Origin of the sequence: Pseudomonas mandelii (genome assembly GCF_006438925.1) — a bacterium.
GTDB classification, from domain to species: domain Bacteria; phylum Pseudomonadota; class Gammaproteobacteria; order Pseudomonadales; family Pseudomonadaceae; genus Aquipseudomonas; species Aquipseudomonas mandelii_C.
In genome coordinates, this window is sequence record NZ_RCZA01000002.1 from 278,049 (window position 1) to 298,828 (window position 20,780).

Annotated in this window: 20 protein-coding genes; 5 read left to right on the forward strand and 15 right to left on the reverse strand. The window is 59.2% G+C overall.

Annotated features, from left to right (window positions below; genetic code table 11):
• Positions 1-203: 203 nt before the first annotated feature.
• Positions 204-1,148 (forward strand): alpha/beta hydrolase, encoded by a 945-nt coding sequence (locus EAH74_RS05180; protein WP_140676726.1) that lies wholly within the window; start codon positions 204-206, stop codon positions 1,146-1,148.
• 40 nt (positions 1,149-1,188) lie between these two features.
• The gene (locus tag EAH74_RS05185) at positions 1,189-1,659 is read left to right on the forward strand and encodes a MaoC family dehydratase (protein WP_008151121.1); all 471 of its coding nucleotides are present in this window, start codon (positions 1,189-1,191) and stop codon (positions 1,657-1,659) included.
• A 101-nt stretch (positions 1,660-1,760) separates the two neighbouring features.
• Here EAH74_RS05185 and EAH74_RS05190 read toward each other — a convergent pair whose 3' ends face one another.
• From EAH74_RS05190 to EAH74_RS05205, 4 genes are all read right to left on the reverse strand, one after another.
• Positions 1,761-2,621, reverse strand: a complete 861-nt coding sequence (locus EAH74_RS05190; protein WP_140676729.1) for an efflux RND transporter periplasmic adaptor subunit — start codon at positions 2,619-2,621, stop codon at positions 1,761-1,763.
• A gap of 10 nt (positions 2,622-2,631) precedes the next feature.
• A complete protein-coding gene (locus EAH74_RS05195; protein ID WP_008151119.1) occupies positions 2,632-2,838 on the reverse strand; it encodes a DUF1656 domain-containing protein in 207 nt (68 codons plus the stop codon).
• A complete protein-coding gene (locus tag EAH74_RS05200) occupies positions 2,825-4,813 on the reverse strand; it encodes an FUSC family protein (RefSeq protein WP_140676732.1) in 1,989 nt (662 codons plus the stop codon). Before EAH74_RS05200 ends, EAH74_RS05195 begins: the two co-directional genes overlap by 14 nt.
• A gap of 195 nt (positions 4,814-5,008) precedes the next feature.
• Positions 5,009-5,476: a ferritin-like domain-containing protein gene (locus EAH74_RS05205; protein WP_140676735.1), complete on the reverse strand. Its 468-nt coding sequence runs from the start codon at positions 5,474-5,476 to the stop codon at positions 5,009-5,011.
• A gap of 203 nt (positions 5,477-5,679) precedes the next feature.
• On the opposite strand from EAH74_RS05205, the gene EAH74_RS05210 reads away from it, so the two are divergent.
• A complete protein-coding gene (locus EAH74_RS05210) occupies positions 5,680-5,916 on the forward strand; it encodes a DUF3820 family protein (protein WP_007949456.1) in 237 nt (78 codons plus the stop codon).
• 36 nt (positions 5,917-5,952) lie between these two features.
• The gene (locus EAH74_RS05215) at positions 5,953-7,134 is read left to right on the forward strand and encodes an aminotransferase class V-fold PLP-dependent enzyme (RefSeq protein ID WP_140676738.1); all 1,182 of its coding nucleotides are present in this window, start codon (positions 5,953-5,955) and stop codon (positions 7,132-7,134) included.
• Between the two features lie 2 nt (positions 7,135-7,136).
• Here EAH74_RS05215 and EAH74_RS05220 read toward each other — a convergent pair whose 3' ends face one another.
• The 4 genes from EAH74_RS05220 to zwf form a co-directional block, all read right to left on the reverse strand.
• Entirely contained in the window at positions 7,137-7,862 is a 726-nt protein-coding gene (locus EAH74_RS05220; RefSeq protein ID WP_140676742.1) for an intradiol ring-cleavage dioxygenase, read from the reverse strand.
• A gap of 343 nt (positions 7,863-8,205) precedes the next feature.
• A complete protein-coding gene (locus tag EAH74_RS05225; protein WP_140676745.1) occupies positions 8,206-8,871 on the reverse strand; it encodes a bifunctional 4-hydroxy-2-oxoglutarate aldolase/2-dehydro-3-deoxy-phosphogluconate aldolase in 666 nt (221 codons plus the stop codon).
• Between the two features lie 17 nt (positions 8,872-8,888).
• Positions 8,889-9,602 carry a 6-phosphogluconolactonase gene (pgl, locus tag EAH74_RS05230; protein WP_140676748.1) on the reverse strand — a complete coding sequence of 238 codons (714 nt, stop codon included), beginning with the start codon at positions 9,600-9,602 and terminating at the stop codon, positions 8,889-8,891.
• On the reverse strand, positions 9,589-11,058 hold the full coding sequence (gene zwf, locus EAH74_RS05235) for a glucose-6-phosphate dehydrogenase (RefSeq protein WP_008151108.1): 1,470 nt from the start codon (positions 11,056-11,058) through the stop codon (positions 9,589-9,591). The genes pgl and zwf overlap by 14 nt, the downstream gene beginning before the upstream one ends.
• Positions 11,059-11,297: 239 nt before the next feature.
• On the opposite strand from zwf, the gene EAH74_RS05240 reads away from it, so the two are divergent.
• The gene (locus EAH74_RS05240) at positions 11,298-12,158 is read left to right on the forward strand and encodes a MurR/RpiR family transcriptional regulator (protein WP_173667542.1); all 861 of its coding nucleotides are present in this window, start codon (positions 11,298-11,300) and stop codon (positions 12,156-12,158) included.
• Between the two features lie 95 nt (positions 12,159-12,253).
• On the opposite strand, the gene EAH74_RS05245 is transcribed toward EAH74_RS05240, so the two are convergent.
• From EAH74_RS05245 to EAH74_RS05275, 7 genes are all read right to left on the reverse strand, one after another.
• On the reverse strand, positions 12,254-13,108 hold the full coding sequence (locus tag EAH74_RS05245) for a D-hexose-6-phosphate mutarotase (protein ID WP_140676751.1): 855 nt from the start codon (positions 13,106-13,108) through the stop codon (positions 12,254-12,256).
• A 108-nt stretch (positions 13,109-13,216) separates the two neighbouring features.
• Positions 13,217-14,563, reverse strand: coding sequence for a carbohydrate porin (locus tag EAH74_RS05250; RefSeq protein WP_123367206.1), 1,347 nt, complete (start codon positions 14,561-14,563; stop codon positions 13,217-13,219).
• Positions 14,564-14,758: 195 nt separating this feature from the next.
• Positions 14,759-15,919, reverse strand: a complete 1,161-nt coding sequence (locus EAH74_RS05255; protein WP_140676756.1) for an ABC transporter ATP-binding protein — start codon at positions 15,917-15,919, stop codon at positions 14,759-14,761.
• A gap of 2 nt (positions 15,920-15,921) precedes the next feature.
• Positions 15,922-16,767, reverse strand: coding sequence for a carbohydrate ABC transporter permease (locus EAH74_RS05260; RefSeq protein ID WP_123367208.1), 846 nt, complete (start codon positions 16,765-16,767; stop codon positions 15,922-15,924).
• Positions 16,760-17,668 carry a carbohydrate ABC transporter permease gene (locus EAH74_RS05265; protein WP_046056150.1) on the reverse strand — a complete coding sequence of 303 codons (909 nt, stop codon included), beginning with the start codon at positions 17,666-17,668 and terminating at the stop codon, positions 16,760-16,762. The genes EAH74_RS05260 and EAH74_RS05265 overlap by 8 nt, the downstream gene beginning before the upstream one ends.
• Before the next feature lie 148 nt (positions 17,669-17,816).
• Positions 17,817-19,118 carry an ABC transporter substrate-binding protein gene (locus tag EAH74_RS05270; protein WP_140676759.1) on the reverse strand — a complete coding sequence of 434 codons (1,302 nt, stop codon included), beginning with the start codon at positions 19,116-19,118 and terminating at the stop codon, positions 17,817-17,819.
• A 116-nt stretch (positions 19,119-19,234) separates the two neighbouring features.
• Complete coding sequence (locus EAH74_RS05275) at positions 19,235-20,494, reverse strand: AGE family epimerase/isomerase (protein WP_140676762.1); 1,260 nt, start codon at positions 20,492-20,494, stop codon at positions 19,235-19,237.
• Positions 20,495-20,780 lie beyond the last annotated feature (286 nt).

Sequence of the window (20,780 nt, forward strand, 5' to 3'; positions counted from 1 at the left end):
TGTCTTTCTTCAAAACAAAGAGCGAAAAAGCGGGACTCCACGGACACTAGCAGCTATGACGAATCAGGCAAATATGCGCACGGTCGACATTGATCGTGTGAATCTTGCTGCCGTGGCGTGGCCTGATCAGACGGCACGCTTTGGATGCGCTATACAATGCAACGACGCCCATGCCCCATGCAGCCCTACGCAAAGGAACCGCCATGATCCACGACACTTTCTGGCTGACCGCGAGCGACCGCAGCCGCCTCTTCGTCAACCAGTGGCTGCCCGCCGCGCCTTTAAAAGCAGTGATCCTGCTGGCCCACGGCATGGCGGAACACAGTGGCCGCTACGCGCGACTGGCGGAAAAACTCTGTGATCAGGGCTACGGTGTGTATGCGCCGGACCTGCGTGGACATGGCAAAACTGCCGAAAACGGGACACTCGGCCATTTCGCCGACGATGACGGTTGGTGCAAGGTGGTCGGCGACCTGGCGAGCCTCAACCAGCACATCGGCCAACAACATCCGGGAGTGCCGATTGTGTTGCTCGGTCACAGCATGGGCAGCTACATCGCCCAGGCCTATCTGCTGCACCACAGCGCCAGCCTGCACGGGGCCGTTCTCAGCGGGTCGAACTTCCAACCGGTGGCGCTCTATCGCGCGGCGCGCCAGATTGCGCGGTTAGAACGTTTGCGTCAGGGCCCGAAGGGTCGCAGCGCGCTGATCGAATGGCTGTCGTTCGGTTCGTTCAACAAAAAATTCAAACCGGCGCGCACGCAGTTCGACTGGCTCAGCCGCGACCCGGCCCAGGTCGACCTGTACGCCAACGACCCGCTCTGCGGCTTTCGCTGCACCAATCAGCTGTGGATCGATTTGCTCGGTGGGTTGCAGCAAATCAGCAAAGCGTCCAATCTCGCTCAGATTGATCCGGGCCTGCCATTGCTGGTCATCGGCGGTGAATGTGATCCGGTGAGCGATGGCAAGCGTCTGAAAGATCTGGCCCATGCGCTGCGCGCTGCCGGCAGCCAGAGCCTGCAACTGACTATTTACCCGCAAGCACGGCATGAACTGTTCAACGAGAGCAACCGCGATGAAGTGATCAATGACGTGTTGAGCTGGATTGCCCAGGCGCTGAGCCACCGCCGGCCACCCAGATCGGAATAGTTTTTTTGAATTTATTTTTTCGTGACAGGAATTGAAACAGATGACCCAGGTTACCAACACCCCTTACGAGGCCCTTGAAGTCGGCCAGACCGCCAGCTACAGCAAGACGGTCGAAGAGCGCGACATTCAGTTGTTCGCCGCGATGTCCGGCGATCACAACCCGGTGCACCTGGACGCTGAATTCGCCGCCGGCACCATGTTCAAGGAGCGCATCGCTCACGGCATGTTCAGCGGTGCGCTGATCAGCGCTGCCGTTGCCTGCGAGTTGCCTGGGCCGGGGACTATTTATATCGGTCAGCAAATGAGCTTTCAGAAGCCGGTGAAAATTGGCGACACGCTGACTGTGCGTCTGGAGATTCTCGAGAAGCTGCCGAAGTTTCGTGTGCGGATTGCCACTCGCGTGTTTAACCAGCGCGATGAGTTGGTAGTGGATGGTGAGGCGGAGATTCTGGCCCCGCGTAAGCAACAGACGGTGACGTTGCCGACGTTGCCTGCTATCAGTATTGGCTGATTGCTTCAAGATCGCAGCCTCGCTTCACTCGACAGCTCCTACAGGGTTTCGCGTATACCTGTAGGAGCTGTCGAGTGAAGCGAGGCTGCGATCTTTTGATCTTAAGGCCCTTCCTGCACCTGCACACTCGCCGTCATCCCCGAACTCAAATTCATCCCCTCCGGCAACTGATCAATCTTGATCCGTACCGGAATCCGCTGCGCCAGCCTCACCCAGTTAAACGTCGGCTCGACCTCTGCCAGCAACTGCCCATCCGGCGTGGTATTGCGATCGGTAATCCCGCGACTGATGCTTTCCACATGCCCCTGCAACGCCTCCCCCGCACTCATCAACCAGACCTTCACCGGATCGCCGACACGAATCCGTGGCAGCTTGGTTTCTTCGAAATACGCCTGCACATAGAAAGTCGAATCGTCGATCAACGCCATCACCGATTGCCCGGCATTCACGTAGTTGCCTTCGGCCAGACGCAGGTTAGTGATGTGACCATTGCGGGGCGCATGGACCTGACTACGGGCGAGGTTGAGTTCCGCCACCTTGGCTTCGGCCTGGGCTTCGCGCAGTTCGCCTCGGGCGATGCCGGCGTTGATTTGCGCGTTCTCGCGCAGCTCGGCACTGATTGCCTGCGGACCGAGGGCAGCGCGGCGGCTGGCTTCGCGTTCGCGCAGATTGAGTTGCTGCTGGCGGGTCTGCACCACCGCCTGGGCTTTCTCCAGCGCCGCTTCGAAACGATCGCGGTCGATGCTCAGCAATAAATCGCCGGCCTTGACCTGCTGGTTATCAAAAGCCTTGAGCTCACGCACCCAACCCGAGACGTCCGGCGCGATCACCACCACGTCGGCGCGGATCCGCGCATCCCGAGTCCAAGGCGTGAGCATGTAGTACTGCCACAAATGAAAGCCGGCAAATATCGCCGCCGCCACCAGGCACAAGGTCACCGCGACACGTATCGGTGTTCGCATTTTCAACTCCTTATAAAGGTCCGAGGACGACGGTGATCAAGGTCAATACACAGACGTACAAGGCGCAATCAAACAATGCTTCGTGCCAGATCCAGCGGCCCACCGGCGTCAGGCGCAAGAGCATGCGCAAGGCTCCGGTGACGAGCAGCGCCAGCAGCACATAAATCAGAAACGGACTGAGCAGCACGCCACCCACCGACCACTCACGCAAGCCCATGGCTTTGCTCCTGTTGACGGCACCAGGCGCGCCAGCTGCTTTGCAATTGCAGCACCGCGCCTTGGGCCAGTTTCACCGCATCGCTGGGGGGCAATGCGTACAAGGTCTTCAAGAATTCTTCGCTCGGCTGCGCCAACGCCTCGGCGCGACTGCCGGCCGGGCCTTGCTCGAGGATTTTTTCCAGCTGTTCAAGATAACGCCGTTGAGGCGCACTGACCGGTGCCTGCGCCACCGCCAGACTCAAACGCAAATGCAGCAGTTCGTCGCCGATGTCCAGGCCGAGCAAGCCATCGTCCCAGCGACTGCGCGCCGGTTCCGGCAACTCGGGATAGTGCCGCGCCAATTGCAGCAAGCGGTCGGCCATGCGCCCGCCAAACCAGCTTTCGGCACCGCGCAGATTGCGCCGGGTCAGGCGCACCAGATCGTCGAGGGTCGCCGCCAGCAAACGTCGGCCATGCCACGTCGGGTTGCGCAGGATCAACAAATGGAACGCCAGCACGGCGGCGCCGACACCAACCACGATGGATTGAGCGCTGTTGAAGAACGTCGCAACATCGAATTTCATCGCATTGAGCGGCGAGACCAGCACGATGAAGTGCAGACAAAATGAGGTAGCCGTCGCACCGATCTGCGGTTTCGCCATGCCCAACGCGCCGAGGAACAACGGCACGCCCATGCCCATGCACAGCAAGGCAAAACCACTCCATTGCGGCAGCAGAATCTGCCCGACGATAAACGCGGCCGGAATCGCCAGGAAGATCCCGCGCATAAAACTCATACCGATCTGAGCGCCGTTCTCGCGGCTGGCAAACAGACTGCACACCACGCACGTCAACAGCAGCGCGCCGGAGGCGGCGGGCCAGGCGGTCGCCAACCAGAAGCACGAGACCACCAGAAACGCCAGGGCACTACGGGCACCGAAAATCAGCGCCAATGACAGGTCACGGTGTGGTGTCAGGGTTCTCGGTGGATCGACTGTTTCCTTGCCCTCCTCCACCGCTTTCAATGCAGCAGTCGCCGCCATGGCGGTGTCGAGCAACAAGCTGAAACGGGCCAGGCAGTAACTTTGCGCGGAGCTGATGTGCGCGTCGTGGGAAGCGTCGAGCAACCTCGGCCGCAGCGCCTGCAGGGTCACGGTATCCGCGCTATTGAGCGCCTCTTGGACCTCCGTCATCCAGGGCAACAGCTGCTCGGCTTCCTGGGGTTCCAATTGTTTCCACTGACGACGCGCCGAACGGGCGATGCGCAGCAGCATCAACAACTTTTGACTCAAGCCGCTGATCGCGCGGGCTCGTTGCCGCCCCAGGTTTCCTTCAAACCAGGCATGCTCGCGCTGTGCATCGACGGCGACGATTCTCCCGAGGATTTCCAGTAAGCCTTTACGCGCCTGACCATCACCGGCCAGGGTTGCACGCGCGGCGTTCATACCGCTTTGCCACGCTGCCCGCGCTTGATCCGCCAGTTGCCGTTCGACCCGCATCGGCCAGAGCAGCGCACTGGCGGCGGTGGCGCAAAGAATGCCCAGGCAGATTTCTGTGCAGCGAGCCACGGCTTGATCGAACACCGTCAGCGGATGAGTAATGGCCGGCAGCGCGATGATCGCCACCGTATAACCGGCCAGCACGAATGAATAGGACCAGGCGCTGCGCAGCAAGGTCGAACTTGCCGTACACAGCCCTAGCCATAAGGCCAAAGCCAACAAAAACAGCCAAGGCGTCTGGGCAAACAACCCCATGAACACCACTGACATGATCGTCCCGACCAGAGTCCCCAGCAACCGCGCCAGGCCCTTCTGCACCACCATCCCCGACAAGGGCTGGGCGACGATGAACGCCGTCATCAACGCCCATGCCGGTTGCTCCAGACCCCAGCGTAATGCCAGCCACAGCGCCAGGCCGCCGCCGATCAAGGTTTTGATCGCGAACTGTAAGGCGCGGCGGTCAGGCGCAAACAAAGCCTGCAAAGTGATAGGCACGTAAAGGACTCTTGGAAAGGCGATTTAACGGTAGGAGCTGCCGAAGGCTGCGATCTTTTGATCTTGCTGTCCGGCGACCTCTATACCGTCAAAAGATCGCAGCCTTCGGCAGCTCCTACAAGGCTAATTTCATCGTTGAACGCCAGGCACAAAAAAACGCCAGACTGGCTGGCGTTTTTGACAGGCAACGAACGCTTATGAGCGTGCTCGCGCCTGGTTACGCAGGGCTTTTACCTGATCGTGATTGCGTTGCACGCCGTGGTACTGACGTTCAACCAGGTCACGAATGCCCACCAGGTTGTGTTTGTTGATTTTTTCGATGGCTTCTTTGTAAGCCTTCAGTGCATGGTCTTCACCCCGTTCGGCTTCGTTCAGCACGGCTTCTTCATCCTTGCCGGTGAACATCGCTTTCACGTCGACCCAGCGACGGTGCAGGTCACCGCTGACACTGGTGGAGGTTTCCGGATCGCCGCCCAGCGCATGCACCTGCGCTTGCAGTTCGGAAGCCGCAGTGGCGCAGTCGGCGGAACGCTGCATGAACAGCGATTTCAGTTCTGGGTGTTTGATGTCTTCAGCGCAAGTCTTGAACCCTTCCTGACCGTCTTTGCTGGTTTCAATCAGGTCGTTGAGTACAGAGATGGCTTCTTTATTCATGTCGGTCATTTTCAATTCCTCGCGGGTTGATGAAAGATGCAATAGGTGTTGCATCCTGCATGCCAGCTTTAAATTGATAAGTTATTCCTTATATTTCAACTGCTTATCGATTAACGCGAAAACTGTATCCGCTTTATTTGCATGATCTGTCATTTGGCCTGCATGCAGAATGCCTGTATTTTCCAGACTGTTTGAATCAAGACGACTGATTGATGAATCCTGAAAAGCTCGAACTGTTGATTACCCGTGAAATGCCCTTTGGCAAATACAAGGGCCGGATCATTGCCGACCTCCCCGGCCAGTACCTGAACTGGTTCGCTCGCGAAGGTTTCCCCCATGGCGAACTCGGCGGCTTGCTGGCCTTGATGCAGGAAATCGATCACAACGGCCTGTCGGAGTTGCTCGAACCCCTGCGCGCCAAACATGGCAAACCCGCCCCTCGCCATTGACCCGACACCCAGACCTGGCCCCTGATTGAGTAACCCATGCCCGATAATACCCGCCGCGCCCGTGACGAAGCCTTTTGGCGAACCTTTGCCGACCGATACGCGGTTGAACCCGGCCCGGTCAACCTCGAAAACGGATACTTCGGGCGCATGTCGCGCACGGTGGTCGAGGAGTATCAGCGCAACATCGAACTGATCAACCGCAGCAACTCGGTGCACGTGCGGCAACGCTTCGAACAGGGCGAAAGTCTTGAAATCCGCGCGCAGCTTGCCGAACTGGTTGGCGTTCCAGCCGACACCGTCGCCCTCACCCGCAACGCTTCGGACGGTCTGCAATCGCTGATCCGCAACTACAACCGTCTGATGCCGGGCGATCAGGTGCTGATGTGTGATCTGGAGTACGACACGGTCAAAGGGGCCATGCACTGGCTGGCACGTCATCGCGGTGTCGAAGTGATCGAGATCGAACACTCGCACCCTGCCAGTTTCGACAGTTTGCTGGCCACTTACCGCGAAGCTTTCGAGCGTTATCCGCGACTCAAACTGATGGCCCTGACTCACGTCACTCACCGCACCGGGCTGGTGATGCCGGTGCAGGCGATTGCCTCAGCCGCCAAAGAACACGGTATCGACGTAATCCTCGACGGTGCCCATGCGCTCGGCCAGATCCAGTTCAATCTCGATAACCTTGGGATCGCGTTCGCCGGTTTCAATCTACACAAATGGATCGGTGCGCCGCTGACCCTGGGCTTCATTTACATCGCCCCCGAACGCCTGGCCGACATCGACCCGGACATGGGCGAGATGCATTTCCCGGTCACCGACATTCGCGCCCGCACGCCGTACAGCACGCCCAACATCCCGGCGCTGCTGACCCTGCCGCAGGTATTCGAGGAACATCTGGCCATGGGCGGTTCCGCGGCCAAGGGCGCTCGGCTCAATTACCTGCGCAACCGCTGGGTGAGCGCGGTACGCGAGTTGCCGGGGATCGAAGTCATGACCCCGGACGACCCGCGACTGTATTGCGGCATCACTTCGATGCGCTTTACCCGGCATGCCGATCAACAGGCGATGGTCGAGCGGCTGCTCAAGGACTACAACCTGTTTACCGTGGCGCGCAGTGGTGCCGCGAGTGGTCCGTGCATTCGCATAACCCCGGGACTTACCACCACGGGTGCAGACATGGATCTACTGGCCCGGGCGCTGACCGAACTGCGCTGACGTCACACGGTGTGTTTGTCGAAGTCCTCGGGCTTGATCTGCGTCGATACCGCGAATGTGTCGATGCCTATGGTCGTGTGCCCGAAGTAGCCGTCTTTATTCGAGTCTCGACTCAGGATGTGAACGTTCAAGGTCGAAGCTTCGCCGCCCATGTTTTCATAGAAAAAGTCTTGATCGTTGGTCAGTGGCGAAACGGCCCGCCCCCGGTACTCCCTGGCGTTGAGTACCAAGCGTGAGGCCACCTCGGGAAAGTAGAGCTGACCGACCCAGGCAACATGCCTCTCTTCCAGGTAGTTGTTGCCTTCCATAATGCGTACCACGACGTGAATGTGCAGGGCACGGCCGGCGTAGAACCCCGGATAGATCGTGGTAAACCGCACGATGCCGTTTTTGTCCGTGAATTGCCCGCCTCGCAGGTAAGTGTCGTCGTCGGTGCGCGGGATCGAGCCGATGTCATCGACGTCGACTTCCTTATCCGGATTGACCTTGCTCCAGCCCGAATACGCACCGCGGGCGTTGCAGTGCCAGATATCCACTAACGCGTCAGTCACTGGTTGACCGGTCATGGCATCGACGATCGTCAGCCTCAGCACCAAGGGAATACCGTCCATGCCTTCGCTGATGTTTCTTCTGATCAATTTCGGATTTCGGAAATAAGGACCGGCGATCTGTTCGGGTGAAAGCAGGTAAACCGCTGGTGAGGATGAAACCGGGTTGTTGTCGTCCATGACGTTCTCTCTTCCATAAGATGAACGCAGGTTAACGCTGGCCGAGCAGCGAGATGCGGTAACTATGTATCGCATGATGTCGATCTGTAGCAGCTGCCGAGCCTGCGAGGCTGCGTTCGGCTGCATAGCAGTCGTGAATCCGGCTTACGCGGTCTGTCTGACGTACCGCAATCTCTGATTTTACGACTGCTACGCAGCCGAACGCAGCCTCGCAAGCTCGACAGCTGCTACAAAGAGCGAGTCGACCGCCAAAAGAGTTTTCACCGGGCAAAAAAAAACGGTGCACCGACCAAGCGCACCGTAAAGCCGTAGAACACACAACGAAGTGTTTGGTAAAAGCCGATCAGTCCAGCAGCGCCAGTGCCTCGGCGGTGCATTCCTGAATGCGGGCCCAGTCGCCGTTCTTGATCCACTCGGGATCAAGCATCCAGCTACCGCCCACGCACATCACGTTTTTCAACGCCATGTAGCTCTTGATGTTGGCCGGGCTGACGCCGCCAGTCGGGCAGAATTTCACTTCGCCAAACGGACCGCCCAGAGCTTTGATAGCCGCGACACCGCCGCTGACTTCCGCCGGGAACAGCTTGAAGCGGCGGTAACCCAGGCCATAGCCTTCCATGATGCCGGAGGCGTTGCTGATGCCTGGCAACAGCGGAATCGGGCTGTTGACGCTGGCTTCCAGCAGGTCACGGGTGATGCCCGGCGTGACGATGAACTGCGAACCGGCCGCTTCGGCAGCCGCCAGCATGTTGCGATCCAGCACAGTACCGGCACCGGTCACCAGCTCCGGACGCTGCTCGCGCAGAATCTGGATGGCCTTGAGGCCGAACTGCGAACGCAGTGTCACTTCCAGGGCTGTCAGGCCACCGGCCGCGAGGGCATCGGCCAGTGGCAGGATGTCCTGTTCGCGAGCGATGGTGATCACCGGCAGGATCCGCGCCTTGGCGCAGAGGCTGTCGATCAGGGCAACTTTGTCCGCCATGGAAACGGTCGGGGATGGGGTTTTCATAGCGGCTGTTCCTTGGCTCATGGGCACCAGTAAATCTCTAACGTAGGTTGCAGAAACGCGCGAATCGGCATGGCGGCGACATCGTCACCGGCCAATGCGGCACTCAAAGTGGTCAGCTTGGACTGACCGGAAATCGATAGAACGGTGGTCTTGGCCGACGCCAGCAGCGCACGGCTCATGGTCAAGCGCTGATGCGGCACGGTCGGCGCCAGCATCGGGTAGCAGCGACGTGTGCCGTCGGCTTTCAAGGCGTCAGCCAGGTTCGGGCTGTTGGGGAACAACGAGGCGGTGTGACCGTCGTCGCCCATACCGAGTATCAGCACGTCGATCGGCGGCAATTCGGCGAGCAAGCGATCCGCCTGCTCGGCTGCCAGTTCAAGGTTGGCCGTGGCGCTGTACAGACTCAGGAACTGAGCCTTGGCCGCCGGTCCTTGCAATAGGTAACGCTTGAGCAGACCGGCATTGCTGTCGGCGTGTTCAACCGGAACCCAGCGCTCGTCGGCCAGGGTGACGACAACCTTGGACCAGTCCAGCGTCTGCTTGGCCAGGTGCTGGAAAAACGCCACCGGACTGCGTCCACCGGAAACCACCAAGGTCGCGGTGCCGCGCGCGTCGATCGCGTCACTCAGTTGCTTGGCCACATTCAGCGCCAGGCCTTCGGCCAGCAGCACCGGGCTTTTGAACTCATGGGCGCTGACGCCCTGAGGCAGTTTCAATTCAGATATCGCCATACCACGACCTCCCATCCCGCGTGATCAATGCAATGGAGCTCATCGGCCCCCAGGACCCGGCCGCGTACGGCTTGGGCGCATCACCGGATTTCTTCCACCCGGCGATCAACTGGTCACACCACTTCCACGCGGCTTCGATTTCATCTTTACGGACAAACAGGTTCTGATTGCCGCGCATCACTTCCAGCAACAACCGCTCGTAGGCATCGGGAATCCGTGCGCTGCGATAAGTGTCGGAAAAATTCAGCTGCAACGGACCGCTGCGCAGCTGCATGCCCTTGTCCAGGCCTTGTTCTTTGGTCATTACGCGCAAGGAAATGCCTTCGTCCGGTTGCAGGCGGATAATCAGCTTGTTGCTGATTTGCAGGCGCTGCTCGGGAGCGAAGATGTAGTGGGACGGTTCCTTGAAGTGGATGACGATCTGCGACAGCTTCTGCGGCATGCGCTTGCCGGTACGCAGGTAAAACGGCACGCCGGCCCAACGCCAGTTGCGGATATCGGCACGCAGCGCAACGAAGGTTTCGGTATCGCTCTGGGTATTGGAGTTTGGCTCTTCCAGGTAACCGGGAACCGATTTGCCTTCGCTGTAACCGGCGATGTACTGGCCGCGCACCACCTGAGTGGTCAGGCCTTCCGGGCTGATCGGCGCCAGCGCCTTGAGCACTTTGACTTTCTCGTCACGGATGCTGTCGGCGGACAGGTCGGCCGGCGGGTCCATGGCGATCAGGCAGAGCAGTTGCAGCAGGTGATTCTGGATCATGTCCCGCAGCTGGCCGGCCTTGTCGAAGTAACCCCAGCGGCCTTCGATCCCGACCTTCTCGGCCACGGTGATTTCCACGTGGGAGATATAATTCTGGTTCCACTGGGTTTCGAACAGGCTGTTGGCGAAACGCAGGGCGATCAGGTTCTGGACGGTTTCTTTGCCCAGGTAGTGATCGATGCGGTAGGTGCGGTTCTCCGGGAAGAACTGCGCCACGGCGTCGTTAACCTTGCGCGAGGATTCCAGGTCCGAACCGATGGGTTTTTCCAGCACCACGCGGGTGTTTTCGGTCAGACCGACTTTCGACAGATTCTCGCAGATCGCGCCGTAAACGGCGGCCGGTGTCGCGAAGTAGGCAATCACTCGCTGGGCGCTGCCGGCCATTTCGGCCAGGGCGACGTAATCGTCAGCCTTGAGGAAGTCGACGTGCAGGTAACTCAGGCGGGCCAGAAAGCGTTCGACCACGGCTTCGTCCAGCTCTTTGGCGACGACGTAGCGGCGCAGCTCGGAGGCGATGAACGCCAAATGCTGCTGCTCGCTGCCAGGCTCACGGGCCAGCGCGATAATTCGCGTGTCCTCGTGTAAGAGGCCTGCGCCATCGAGCTGATAAAGGGCAGGAAACAGCTTGCGCAGGGCCAGATCGCCGAGGGCGCCGAACAAGGCAAAGGTGCACGGTTCAACCGTAATAGAAGGCATGATGTTTGTTCTTTTATCAAGTTAAGCTACAAATACCTTTTTTTAAGGCATCACTCAAGGGAAAATGTAGTAATAACCATAACATTTTCGCAAAATACAGATTCCGAGTGGTGGACGGTCGGAGCCATCAGTAGGATAGGCCACCGTTACGGGCCCGATCAAAGTCCCAATTTGCATAGCCGGGGCCCTTATTTGCATTGCTCTCATGTTTGCGGAGCTAAGGAACATATATGGACCGCGTGCGAAATTTACTGGAACAGATCCAGAATCGCCTTGAAGACCTGAACAAGGCAGAACGCAAAGTCGCCGAAGTAATCCTGCTCAACCCAGAGCAGGCCACCCGGTTCAGCATCGCCGCCCTCGCCCAGGCCTCTAAAGTCAGCGAGCCGACGGTCAACCGTTTCTGCCGTTCGTTTGGCGTTAGCGGCTACCCGGAACTCAAGCTTCAATTGGCCCAGAGCCTGGCCAGTGGCGCGGCGTATGTCAGCCGTGCGGTCGAGGCCGATGATAATCCGGAGGCCTATACCAAAAAGATTTTCGGCAGCGCCATCGCCTCGTTGGACAGTGCATTACAGGCGCTTGACCCGAACCTGATCAGCCGCGCCGTCGACCTGTTGATCCAGGCCCGGCAGATCCACTTCTTCGGCCTCGGCGCCTCGGCCCCGGTGGCGCTGGATGCGCAGCACAAGTTTTTCCGCTTCAACCTCGCGGTCACCGCCCACGCGGACGTGCTGATGCAGCGCATGATTGCGTCGGTGGCGCACACCGGCGAGTTGTTCGTGATCATTTCCTACACCGGCCGTACCCGCGAACTGGTGGAAGTGGCGCGTATTGCCCGGGAAAACGGTGCATCGGTACTGGGCCTGACGGCCGAGGGTTCGCCACTGGCCAAGGCCAGCACGTTGAGCCTGAACATTCCGCTACCGGAAGACACCGACATCTATATGCCGATGACGTCGCGGATCATTCAGCTGACCGTGCTGGACGTGCTCGCCACCGGCATGACCTTGCGCCGAGGCGTGGATTTCCAGCCGCATTTGCGCAAGATCAAGGAAAGCTTGAATGCCAGTCGGTATCCGATCGGGGATGAGTTTAATTAAAAAGATCGCAGCCTCGCTTCGCTCGACAGCTCCTACAGGTTTACACGACCCCTTGTAGGAGCTGTCGAGTGAAACGAGGCTGCGATCTTTTGATCTTAAGCCCCAACCCGCGCCTGCAAACTCAAATGCGCCCTCTCCCCCGGCGCCAGGCTCAGGCTATCGGTCCCGCCACTCGCGGCTTCAACACACACAAATTCCGAAATCTCATTCCAGCTCACTCCCAGCAACGGCCGTGAGCCTGGATGCCAGACCACCGTGTCCGCATGGTTGCCGGTATCGATGCACAACTCACGCTGCCAGGCGTGGTCCTTGATCTGTAATTCGCCGTCATGCTGGAACACCCGCTGACAGCCACCCTCTACCCGCAATTCGCCTTCCTGATGACAAATCTGACGGTTCAACTGGTCGTAACCCTGCGCCCCGTCGAGGCCAGACAGCGCTACCTCGCCGACATCGCCAATACGCCAATACGCATGCAACGCCTGACTCAATTGGCACGGCAGACTGTCCTGATGCTCGGTACTCAGGCGTAAATCCATGCGTTCGCCCAAGTGCGCGTGCAGGTCCACTTGCCAGTCGCACAACTGAAGTTGCCAGTGCAAGCGCACGCCATCGTCATCAGTGCTGCTGTCCAGCAGCTTCCAGTCGATCAACCGTGCCCAGCCATGGGACGGCCAGGCGTTTTCGCTCGGATGACGGCCATACCACGGCCAGCACACCGGAACGCCACCACGAATCGCGCCGACCTGGGGCCACTTCGCCGCACACCAAAGCCAGGGTTTCTGACCCTTTGGCTGGAAGTGCAGCAACTGCGCACCCTGCCGACTGAACACCGCCTGACACAGCGGATGGTCGATCACCAGCACGTCGCGCTTCTGATAGCGCTCCCACGCAAACACCGGACGTTCGCGCAAGGATTTGAAGAAGCGTTGTAGCGGATGCTCATGCATGTGCCACGGTCCTGAAAATCACCCGGGGTGCGCAGCCCCCAAAAAAAAGCGGACAGCCTGGGCTGTCCGCAAAAATGCGCACATAGAGAGGAGCTTATCGCAACAACGTTAGAACACCGACTGAATTTTCAGACCGGCGACCAGCGCGTTGTCGACCTCATCAACACCACCTGGGTGAGTGATGTACTGCAGGTTAGGACGCACGGTCAGCCAGTTGGTAACGTGGAAGCCGTAGTTGATCTCGTAGTTGTACTCGGTGGTACGCAGCGGCGAGAACAGTGGATCCTCGTACTCGGTAACACCATTGGAGGCGTTGACCAGCTCGGCGTTTTTCTTCACGTCGTCGTTGACATGGATACGGGCGAAACCGATACCGACGTCATCTTTTGGACGTGCATCGAACGGGCCTTTGTACACAAACATCAGCGACTGGTAGTTGTCGACGAAGTTGGTGTCCTTGTCGTGGAACGTGGCGTTGGCCGAAACGGTCAGACCGCGGCTCTTGTCACCGTTGTGGTCGGTCAGCTGTTGCTGGGCCACGAACCAGTAACCGTGCTTGCTATCGTGGCTGCGATAGGCGTTACCGCTGGTGGCTGCATCATTGCCGTTTTCATCCTTGCGGACGTCATCGGCATTGGCTGTGCTTTTGTAGTAACCGACACGGTATTCGCCGGGCAGGTTGTTAGGGTTCGGCGACCAGACCAGTTCGACCGGCAAGACGGTGCCGGCAGTGCCACTGCCGCTGAGCTTGAAGCCGTTACCGTGTTCCAGTTGCGACGGGTTCTGGTTGTACGCGCCGATCTGCGCATAGAACTCAGGCGAGATGTTGTACTTCACGCGAACCGCAGCCTGCATGACCGGCCAGTTGTACCAGATGTTGGTCGCCCAGTTACCCGCTTGGGAACCGCAGAACGCCAGGTTCTGGAACTCGCACGGGAAGGTGTTGAAGTCTTCGCCTTCGCCGAAGTAACCGGCTTTGACGTCCAGTTTACCGTCGAGGAACTGGTGCTTGATCCACAATTGAGTCAGACGGACCATATGGCCGCGGCCGTAGACTTCCTGAGACGAACTCAAGGTGCCGGCACGCGGATCGCCGACACGGTCATTGGAGATGTTCTCACCGTTACGGTTGGTGAGCTGGATCTTGGCCTGGGTGTTATCCCAGCCCCACAGCTTTTGCAGGTCCAGCGCCACGCCCAGGCCAAACTGATCGGCGTAACGTGCGGTCTTGTCGTTGTTGTAGCCGCCGTGGAGGTTGCCGCCCACTTCACCGACGTAGTCCATCTTGATGTCGATACCTTGCTCGATCAGCTTGGTCCGTTCGCCACCCCAATCGCCAGTCATCCACTCGGAATCGGCGCTGAACGCGTCAGCCGCATGCACGCTACCGGCCAGCATCATTGCCGCAATCGCCGACAACTGGCAGATAAGCTGAGCGTTGTTCTTCTTCTTCATCCCTACATCCTCGTTTTATTGTTATTAACTGTTTTTATTTAACGCGGTGACATCGGTTGCGACGGGCGACAGTCCGCCCGCCATGGATTTCCCCTTGTGGGAGCGAGCCTGCTCGCGATAGCGGTGTATCAGTCGACATCGATGTTGAATGTCAGTCCGTCATCGCGAGCAGGCTCGCTCCCACATTTTTAATCTTCAGCGGCCTTTGAATTGCGCCACATTGGCACTGTGAGTCTCGGTTTTAGGTTGACCAGCCACCCCCAGGCGCTCCCCGGTCTTGGCATCGAACAACAGCACTTTCGATGGATCGAATTGCAGGGTCAGGGTCTCGCCCACGGCCGGTGCAACGTCCGGCGCCAGACGGCAGCAGACTTTGGTTTCGTTGAGATTGACGAACACCAGGGTATCGGGACCGGTTGGCTCGGTGACCTGGACTTCGGCGCGAATGGTCGGCAAACCATTCGGCTCGCTGCCCGCCAAAACGATCTGCTCCGGGCGCAGGCCGAGGATCACTTCGCGGTCTTCAAGACCGGCGTCCTGCATGCCCAGCGGCAATTCACAGCGCGCCTGGCCACTGTCGAGCAGCGCCACCAGACGACCGTCCTTGCGCTGCAAACGCAGGGGGATGAAGTTCATCGGCGGCGAACCGATGAAGCTCGCCACGAACAGGTTGGCCGGGTTGTTGTAGATGTCTTTCGGCGTACCGAATTGCTGAATGATCCCGTCCTTCATCACCGCCACTTTGTCGCCCAGGGTCATGGCTTCGATCTGGTCGTGGGTCACGTAAACCGTGGTGGTTTTCAGACGCTGGTGCATCAGTTTCATTTCGGTGCGCATCTCGACGCGCAGCTTGGCGTCGAGGTTGGACAGCGGCTCGTCGAACAGGTAAATCTTCGGCCGCCGCGCCAGGGCACGGCCCATCGCCACGCGCTGTTGCTGACCACCGGAGAGCTGGCCAGGTTTGCGGTTGAGCAAGTGTTCGATCTGCAACAGCTTGGACACCCGCGCCACTTCCGCTTCGATGTCGGCGGCGGGCATTTTGCGGATCTTCAAGCCGAAGGCGATGTTCTCGCGCACGCTCATGGTCGGGTACAGCGCGTAGGACTGGAACACCATGGCGATGTCGCGGTCTTTCGGGCTCATGCCGCTGACGTCCTGGTCATCGATCATGATCGCGCCGCCGGTGATGGTCTCAAGGCCGGCGATGCAATTCATCAGGGTCGATTTGCCGCAACCCGAAGGTCCGACAAGAATCAGGAACTCACCGTCCTTGATCGACAGATGGATGTCCTTGAGGGTGTCCGGCAGGCCGGGGCCATAGGTCTTGTTTACATTGCGAAGTTCGAGCGTAGCCATGATTACCCCTTGACTGCGCCGGCCGTCAGCCCGCGCACGAAATACTTGCCTGCGACCACATAGACCAGCAGGGTCGGCAGCCCGGCGATCATCGCCGCCGCCATATCAACGTTGTATTCCTTGGCCCCGGTACTGGTGTTGACCAAGTTGTTCAACGCCACCGTAATGGGTTGCGAGTCACCGCTGGAGAACACCACGCCGAACAGGAAGTCGTTCCAGATCTGGGTGAACTGCCAGATCAGGCAGACCATGATGATCGGAGTGGACATCGGCAGGATGATCAAGCGGAAGATGGTGAAGAAACCCGCGCCATCCAGCCGCGCCGCCTTCACCAGCGCATCGGGAACGCTGACGTAGTAGTTGCGGAAAAACAGCGTGGTGAACGCCAGGCCGTAGACCACATGTACGAACACCAGGCCCGTGGTGGTGCTGGCCAGGCCCATCTTGCCGAGGGTGAACGAGGCCGGCAGCAGGACGGTCTGGAACGGCAGGAAGCAACCGAACAGCAGCAGGCCGAAGAACAACTGCGACCCACGGAAGCGCCACATCGACAACACATAGCCGTTCAGCGCACCGATGGCCGTGGAGATCATTACCGCCGGGACGGTGATCTTGATCGAATTCCAGAAATACCCGTCGACTGTGGCCCAGGCCTTGACCCAGCCAATGCCGCTGACCACGGTCGGCCAGCTCAGCAGGTTGCCGGTGTTGATGTCTTCCGGCGTCTTGAAACTGGTCAACAGCATGACCACCAGCGGTATCAGGTAAAGGAATACGGCCAGGATCAGCACGCCGTAGATGGCAATGCGACTCAGGCTGATGGAAGGTTTGGCAGCGAAACTAGTCATGACGCTTGGTCCTCAGCTCGGAGTACAGGTAAGGCACGATGATTGCGAGAATCGCACCGAGCATCAGAATCGCACTGGCCGAGCCCATGCCCATCTGCCCGCGACTGAAGGTGAAGGAATACATGAACATGGCGGGCAGGTCGGAGGAGTAACCCGGACCACCGGCGGTCATTGCCGCCACCAGGTCGAAACTCTTGATCGCGATGTGGGCCAGGATCATCACCGCACTGAAGAACACCGGGCGCAGGCTCGGCAACACCACTTTGAGGTAGATCCGCGGCATGCTCGCGCCATCGATCTGGGCGGCACGGATGATCGATTGATCAACGCCACGCAGACCGGCGAGGAACATCGCCATGATAAAGCCCGAGGCTTGCCATACCGCAGCGATCACCAGGCAATACACCACGCGATCCGGGTCGATCAGCCAGTCCAGGCGAAAGCCTTCCCAGCCCCAGTCACGCAGCAATTTGTCCAGGCCCATGCCCGGGTTGAGCAGCCACTTCCAGGCGGTACCGGTGACGATCATCGAGAGCGCCATCGGGTACAGGTAAATGGTGCGAATGAAACCTTCGCGACGAATGCGCTGGTCTAGAAACACCGCCAGCAGCACACCGATCACCAGCGTGATGCCGATAAACATGCCACCGAAAACCGCCAGGTTCTTGCTCGCTACCCACCAACGGTCGTTGTCGAACAGCCGCTCGTATTGCGCCAGGCCCGCCCATTTGTAAGTCGGCAGGAAGGTCGACGTGGTGAACGACAGGACGAACGTCCACAGGATATAGCCATAGAAGCCGACCAGGACGATGAACATGCTGGGCGCCAGCACCAGTTTGGGGAGCCAGCGCTGCAGTGCATCGAACGGCGAGGCCTTGCTGAACACAGCAACAGAACTCATGGGAAGATCCCGTACGTGAGGAAAAATTACTTTGGAAATGCACTCCTTGTAGGAGTGAGCCTGCTCGCGATAGCGATGTATCAGTTGATACATCCAGAGTCTGACAATCAGCTATCGCGAGCAGGCTCACTCCTACAGGGGCCAAGCATTACTTGGCAGCTTTGACGGCAGTGCCCAGTTGCTTGGCGGCAGTAGCCGGATCGGCTTTCGGATCGTTGATGAAGTTGGTCACTACATCAAAGAACGCGCCTTGTACCGCCAGCGTGGTCGCCATGTTGTGCGCCATGCTCGGCTGCAGGCCGCCGGACTTGGCGTCCGCCAGGAAGTCCTTGGCAGCGGTCTGGGCGCAGGAGTCGAAACCGTACTTGCCCATGTCGCTCAGCATGTCGATTCGAACCGGGATCGAGCCCTTGTTGATGCTGAAGACTTTCTGGAAGTTCTCACCCAGCACGACCTTGGCAATGTCCTGCTGAGCGGCAGCAGTGCCCTTGTCTTTCTGCTTGAATACGGCCAGGGAGTCGATGTTGTAGGTGAAGGCCTTGTCGGTGCCCGGGAAGGCTACGCACTCGTAGTCCTTGCCGGCGACTTTCTTGGCCGCTGTCCACTCGCTCTTGGCCCAGTCACCCATGATCTGCATGCCGGCCTTGCCGTTGATGACCTTGGCCGCTTCCAGGTTCCAGTCCTGGCCTTTGCCGTCGGCGTCCATGTAGGTCGCGACTTTCTTCAGTTCGGTCAGCGCCTTGACCATTTCAGGACCGGTCAGTGCACCGTTGTCCAGATCCACCAGGGCTTTCTTGTAGCCGTCGACGCCCATGACCGAAAGGACCACCGCTTCGAACACGGTGCTGTCCTGCCAAGGCTGGCCGCCGTGGGCAAGCGCAATGAAGCCCGCAGCCTTGAGCTTGTCACCGGCCGCGTAGAATTCCTGAAGGGTGGTTGGCGCTTTTTCGATGCCGGCTTTCTTGAAGACTTCCGGGTTGATCCACAGCCAGTTGACGCGGTGAATGTTCACCGGCACGGCCACGTAGTCACCCTCGTACTTCACGGTATCGGAGACTTTTTTGTCGAGCAGGCTGTCCCACTTCTCTGATTTGGCAGCGTCTTTCAAGACGTCGGTGTCGAGCAGACCGGTAGACGCCCATTCCTGGATGTCCGGACCTTTGATCTGCGCTACGCCCGGCGGGTTACCGGCCACGGCGCGGCTTTTGAGTACGGTCATGGCGGTAGCACCGCCACCACCGGCAACTGCGCCGTCCTTCCAGGTGAAACCGTCTTTTTCAACTTGGGCCTTGAGGACATCGACGGCCGCTTTTTCGCCACCGGAGGTCCACCAGTGAACGACTTCTACCGAACCTTTCGAATCGGCGGCAAGCGTACTGAGAGGGAATGCACTGAGAGGGAGCAATGAGGCAAGAGAAATGACAGTAGCGAGGCGAGAAATCGCATTCATCTAGAATTACCTTTCTTGTTGTTATGCATGCAAGTCTGGTGCTTGCGCTGCATGGATTTTAAACAGGAGTTATCCCTTGGCAGGTAACGAAGGGACGTTCGAATGTCACCACATGGTTACACAGGAGCGCTCTGGGATAACTGTGCCAAGGCAGTCGCCATACTGGGCGCCAGAGGCAATCGCGGGATCAATACGGCTTGCCAGGCGTGATAAAGATCAGGCTTACCAGCCCAGATATCGGCGCTCGGGCGATTCTGCGGATCGAGCTCGTGGTGCCAGCTGCCATCACATCGGTCGATGAAATGACTGTCACAGAATTCCCAGAACAGTCGGTACCAGTGCTCGTACTGGTCGTCGCCCGTGCGTTTTAGCAGAGCGCTGGCGGCGGCGCCGGCTTCGCAATGAGTCCAGTGCAAGCGATGGCGGACCACCGCGCGATTGTCCCAGTCGAGGGTGTAGACAATCCCCGGCGCCCCGTCGACATCCCAGCCGTGACGGCAGTTGTGATCGAAGAGTTTTTGCGCGTCGCTGACGAGCCAGCCCGGCGTCAGCATCCCGGCCTTAACCCGCGCTGCTTCGAGATGCAGCATCAGCCGGGCCCATTCGAAACCATGACCCGGTGTGGTGCCGTAGGGGCGAAAACCATCGGCCGGGTTGTCGTGGTTGTATTCGCGCAAGGGTTGCCAGTCGCGGTCGAAATGCTCGACCACCAGGTAATCGTTGGCGGCGGCGTGACCGTGGATGACTCGCTCAACGATGCGTTGGGCGCGGACCAGCCAGCGGTTGTCGTCGGTGACATCGGCCAACGCGAGAAACGCTTCGGTGGCGTGCATGTTGCTGTTGGCGCCGCGATAGGCTTCCTCTTCACTCCAGTCGCGGTTGAAGGATTCGCGCATCGCGCCCTCCTCCTCGCTCCAGAAATGCGTGTCGATGATGTGGATGGCATCGTCGAGCAAGGCCTGCGCGCCGGGACGCTGAGCGACAACCGCAGAACTGGCGGCCAGCGCGACGAAGGCGTGCAGGTAAGCCGCCTTGCCGGTGTTGCCGTCGCGATGTTCGGGGGCAGCGAACCAGCCACCGTGTTCGGCGTCACGCAATGGGCCGCTGAGGGCTTTGACACCGTGATCCACCAGCTCGGCGAAACCCGGCAAGCCTTGAATGTGGGCCATGGCGAAGCTGTGGGTCATGCGGGCGGTGTTCATGGTTTCGGCTTGGGCGTTGGCCGGGAGGCAGCCCTTTTCATCAAGATTGCCGAAGCCTTCGGGAAGCTTCGAAGCCTTGGCGAAGGCCAGCAGGCGCAGGCCTTCGTCGGCGAGCCAGTGCTGATGGGCGGGGGCGTTCAGCCAACTGCTGAAAGCGGGTTGGAAGGTGTCCATGGGGTGCCTTTTTTGTTGTTATGACTGAGGGCAGTCTAAACAACGGGCGGTGGCGGGCTTGTAACGAAGGGGGCAGGTTTTGTCACTGGGTTGTGACAAAGAGCCACCCCTCACCCCAGCCCTCTCCCCACGGGGGAGAGGGGGAAAGGGAGCAGATCTTCACGCTTTTCAGAACCTGAGTTCGACTCGGAATTTCAGGTCGCCGAATTTCTTTTAAACAACTCGGTCAGTCCCCTCGCCCCTTGGGGCGGTCCGACGTTTCGGGAGGGTTAGGGTGAGGGGGTCG

Excerpts from the sequence above, each read along its gene's own strand:
- EAH74_RS05180 (WP_140676726.1), top strand. The coding sequence starts at position 204 with ATGATCCACGACACTTTCTGGCTGACCGCGAGCGACCGCAGCCGCCTC.
- EAH74_RS05185 (WP_008151121.1), top strand. The coding sequence starts at position 1,189 with ATGACCCAGGTTACCAACACCCCTTACGAGGCCCTTGAAGTCGGCCAG.
- EAH74_RS05190 (WP_140676729.1), bottom strand. The coding sequence starts at position 2,621 with ATGCGAACACCGATACGTGTCGCGGTGACCTTGTGCCTGGTGGCGGCG.
- EAH74_RS05195 (WP_008151119.1), bottom strand. The coding sequence starts at position 2,838 with ATGGGCTTGCGTGAGTGGTCGGTGGGTGGCGTGCTGCTCAGTCCGTTT.
- EAH74_RS05205 (WP_140676735.1), bottom strand. The coding sequence starts at position 5,476 with ATGACCGACATGAATAAAGAAGCCATCTCTGTACTCAACGACCTGATT.
- EAH74_RS05210 (WP_007949456.1), top strand. The coding sequence starts at position 5,680 with ATGAATCCTGAAAAGCTCGAACTGTTGATTACCCGTGAAATGCCCTTT.
- EAH74_RS05215 (WP_140676738.1), top strand. The coding sequence starts at position 5,953 with ATGCCCGATAATACCCGCCGCGCCCGTGACGAAGCCTTTTGGCGAACC.
- EAH74_RS05220 (WP_140676742.1), bottom strand. The coding sequence starts at position 7,862 with ATGGACGACAACAACCCGGTTTCATCCTCACCAGCGGTTTACCTGCTT.
- EAH74_RS05225 (WP_140676745.1), bottom strand. The coding sequence starts at position 8,871 with ATGAAAACCCCATCCCCGACCGTTTCCATGGCGGACAAAGTTGCCCTG.
- pgl (WP_140676748.1), bottom strand. The coding sequence starts at position 9,602 with ATGGCGATATCTGAATTGAAACTGCCTCAGGGCGTCAGCGCCCATGAG.
- zwf (WP_008151108.1), bottom strand. The coding sequence starts at position 11,058 with ATGCCTTCTATTACGGTTGAACCGTGCACCTTTGCCTTGTTCGGCGCC.
- EAH74_RS05245 (WP_140676751.1), bottom strand. The coding sequence starts at position 13,108 with ATGCATGAGCATCCGCTACAACGCTTCTTCAAATCCTTGCGCGAACGT.
- EAH74_RS05250 (WP_123367206.1), bottom strand. The coding sequence starts at position 14,563 with ATGAAGAAGAAGAACAACGCTCAGCTTATCTGCCAGTTGTCGGCGATT.
- EAH74_RS05255 (WP_140676756.1), bottom strand. The coding sequence starts at position 15,919 with ATGGCTACGCTCGAACTTCGCAATGTAAACAAGACCTATGGCCCCGGC.
- EAH74_RS05260 (WP_123367208.1), bottom strand. The coding sequence starts at position 16,767 with ATGACTAGTTTCGCTGCCAAACCTTCCATCAGCCTGAGTCGCATTGCC.
- EAH74_RS05265 (WP_046056150.1), bottom strand. The coding sequence starts at position 17,668 with ATGAGTTCTGTTGCTGTGTTCAGCAAGGCCTCGCCGTTCGATGCACTG.
- EAH74_RS05270 (WP_140676759.1), bottom strand. The coding sequence starts at position 19,118 with ATGAATGCGATTTCTCGCCTCGCTACTGTCATTTCTCTTGCCTCATTG.
- EAH74_RS05275 (WP_140676762.1), bottom strand. The coding sequence starts at position 20,494 with ATGGACACCTTCCAACCCGCTTTCAGCAGTTGGCTGAACGCCCCCGCC.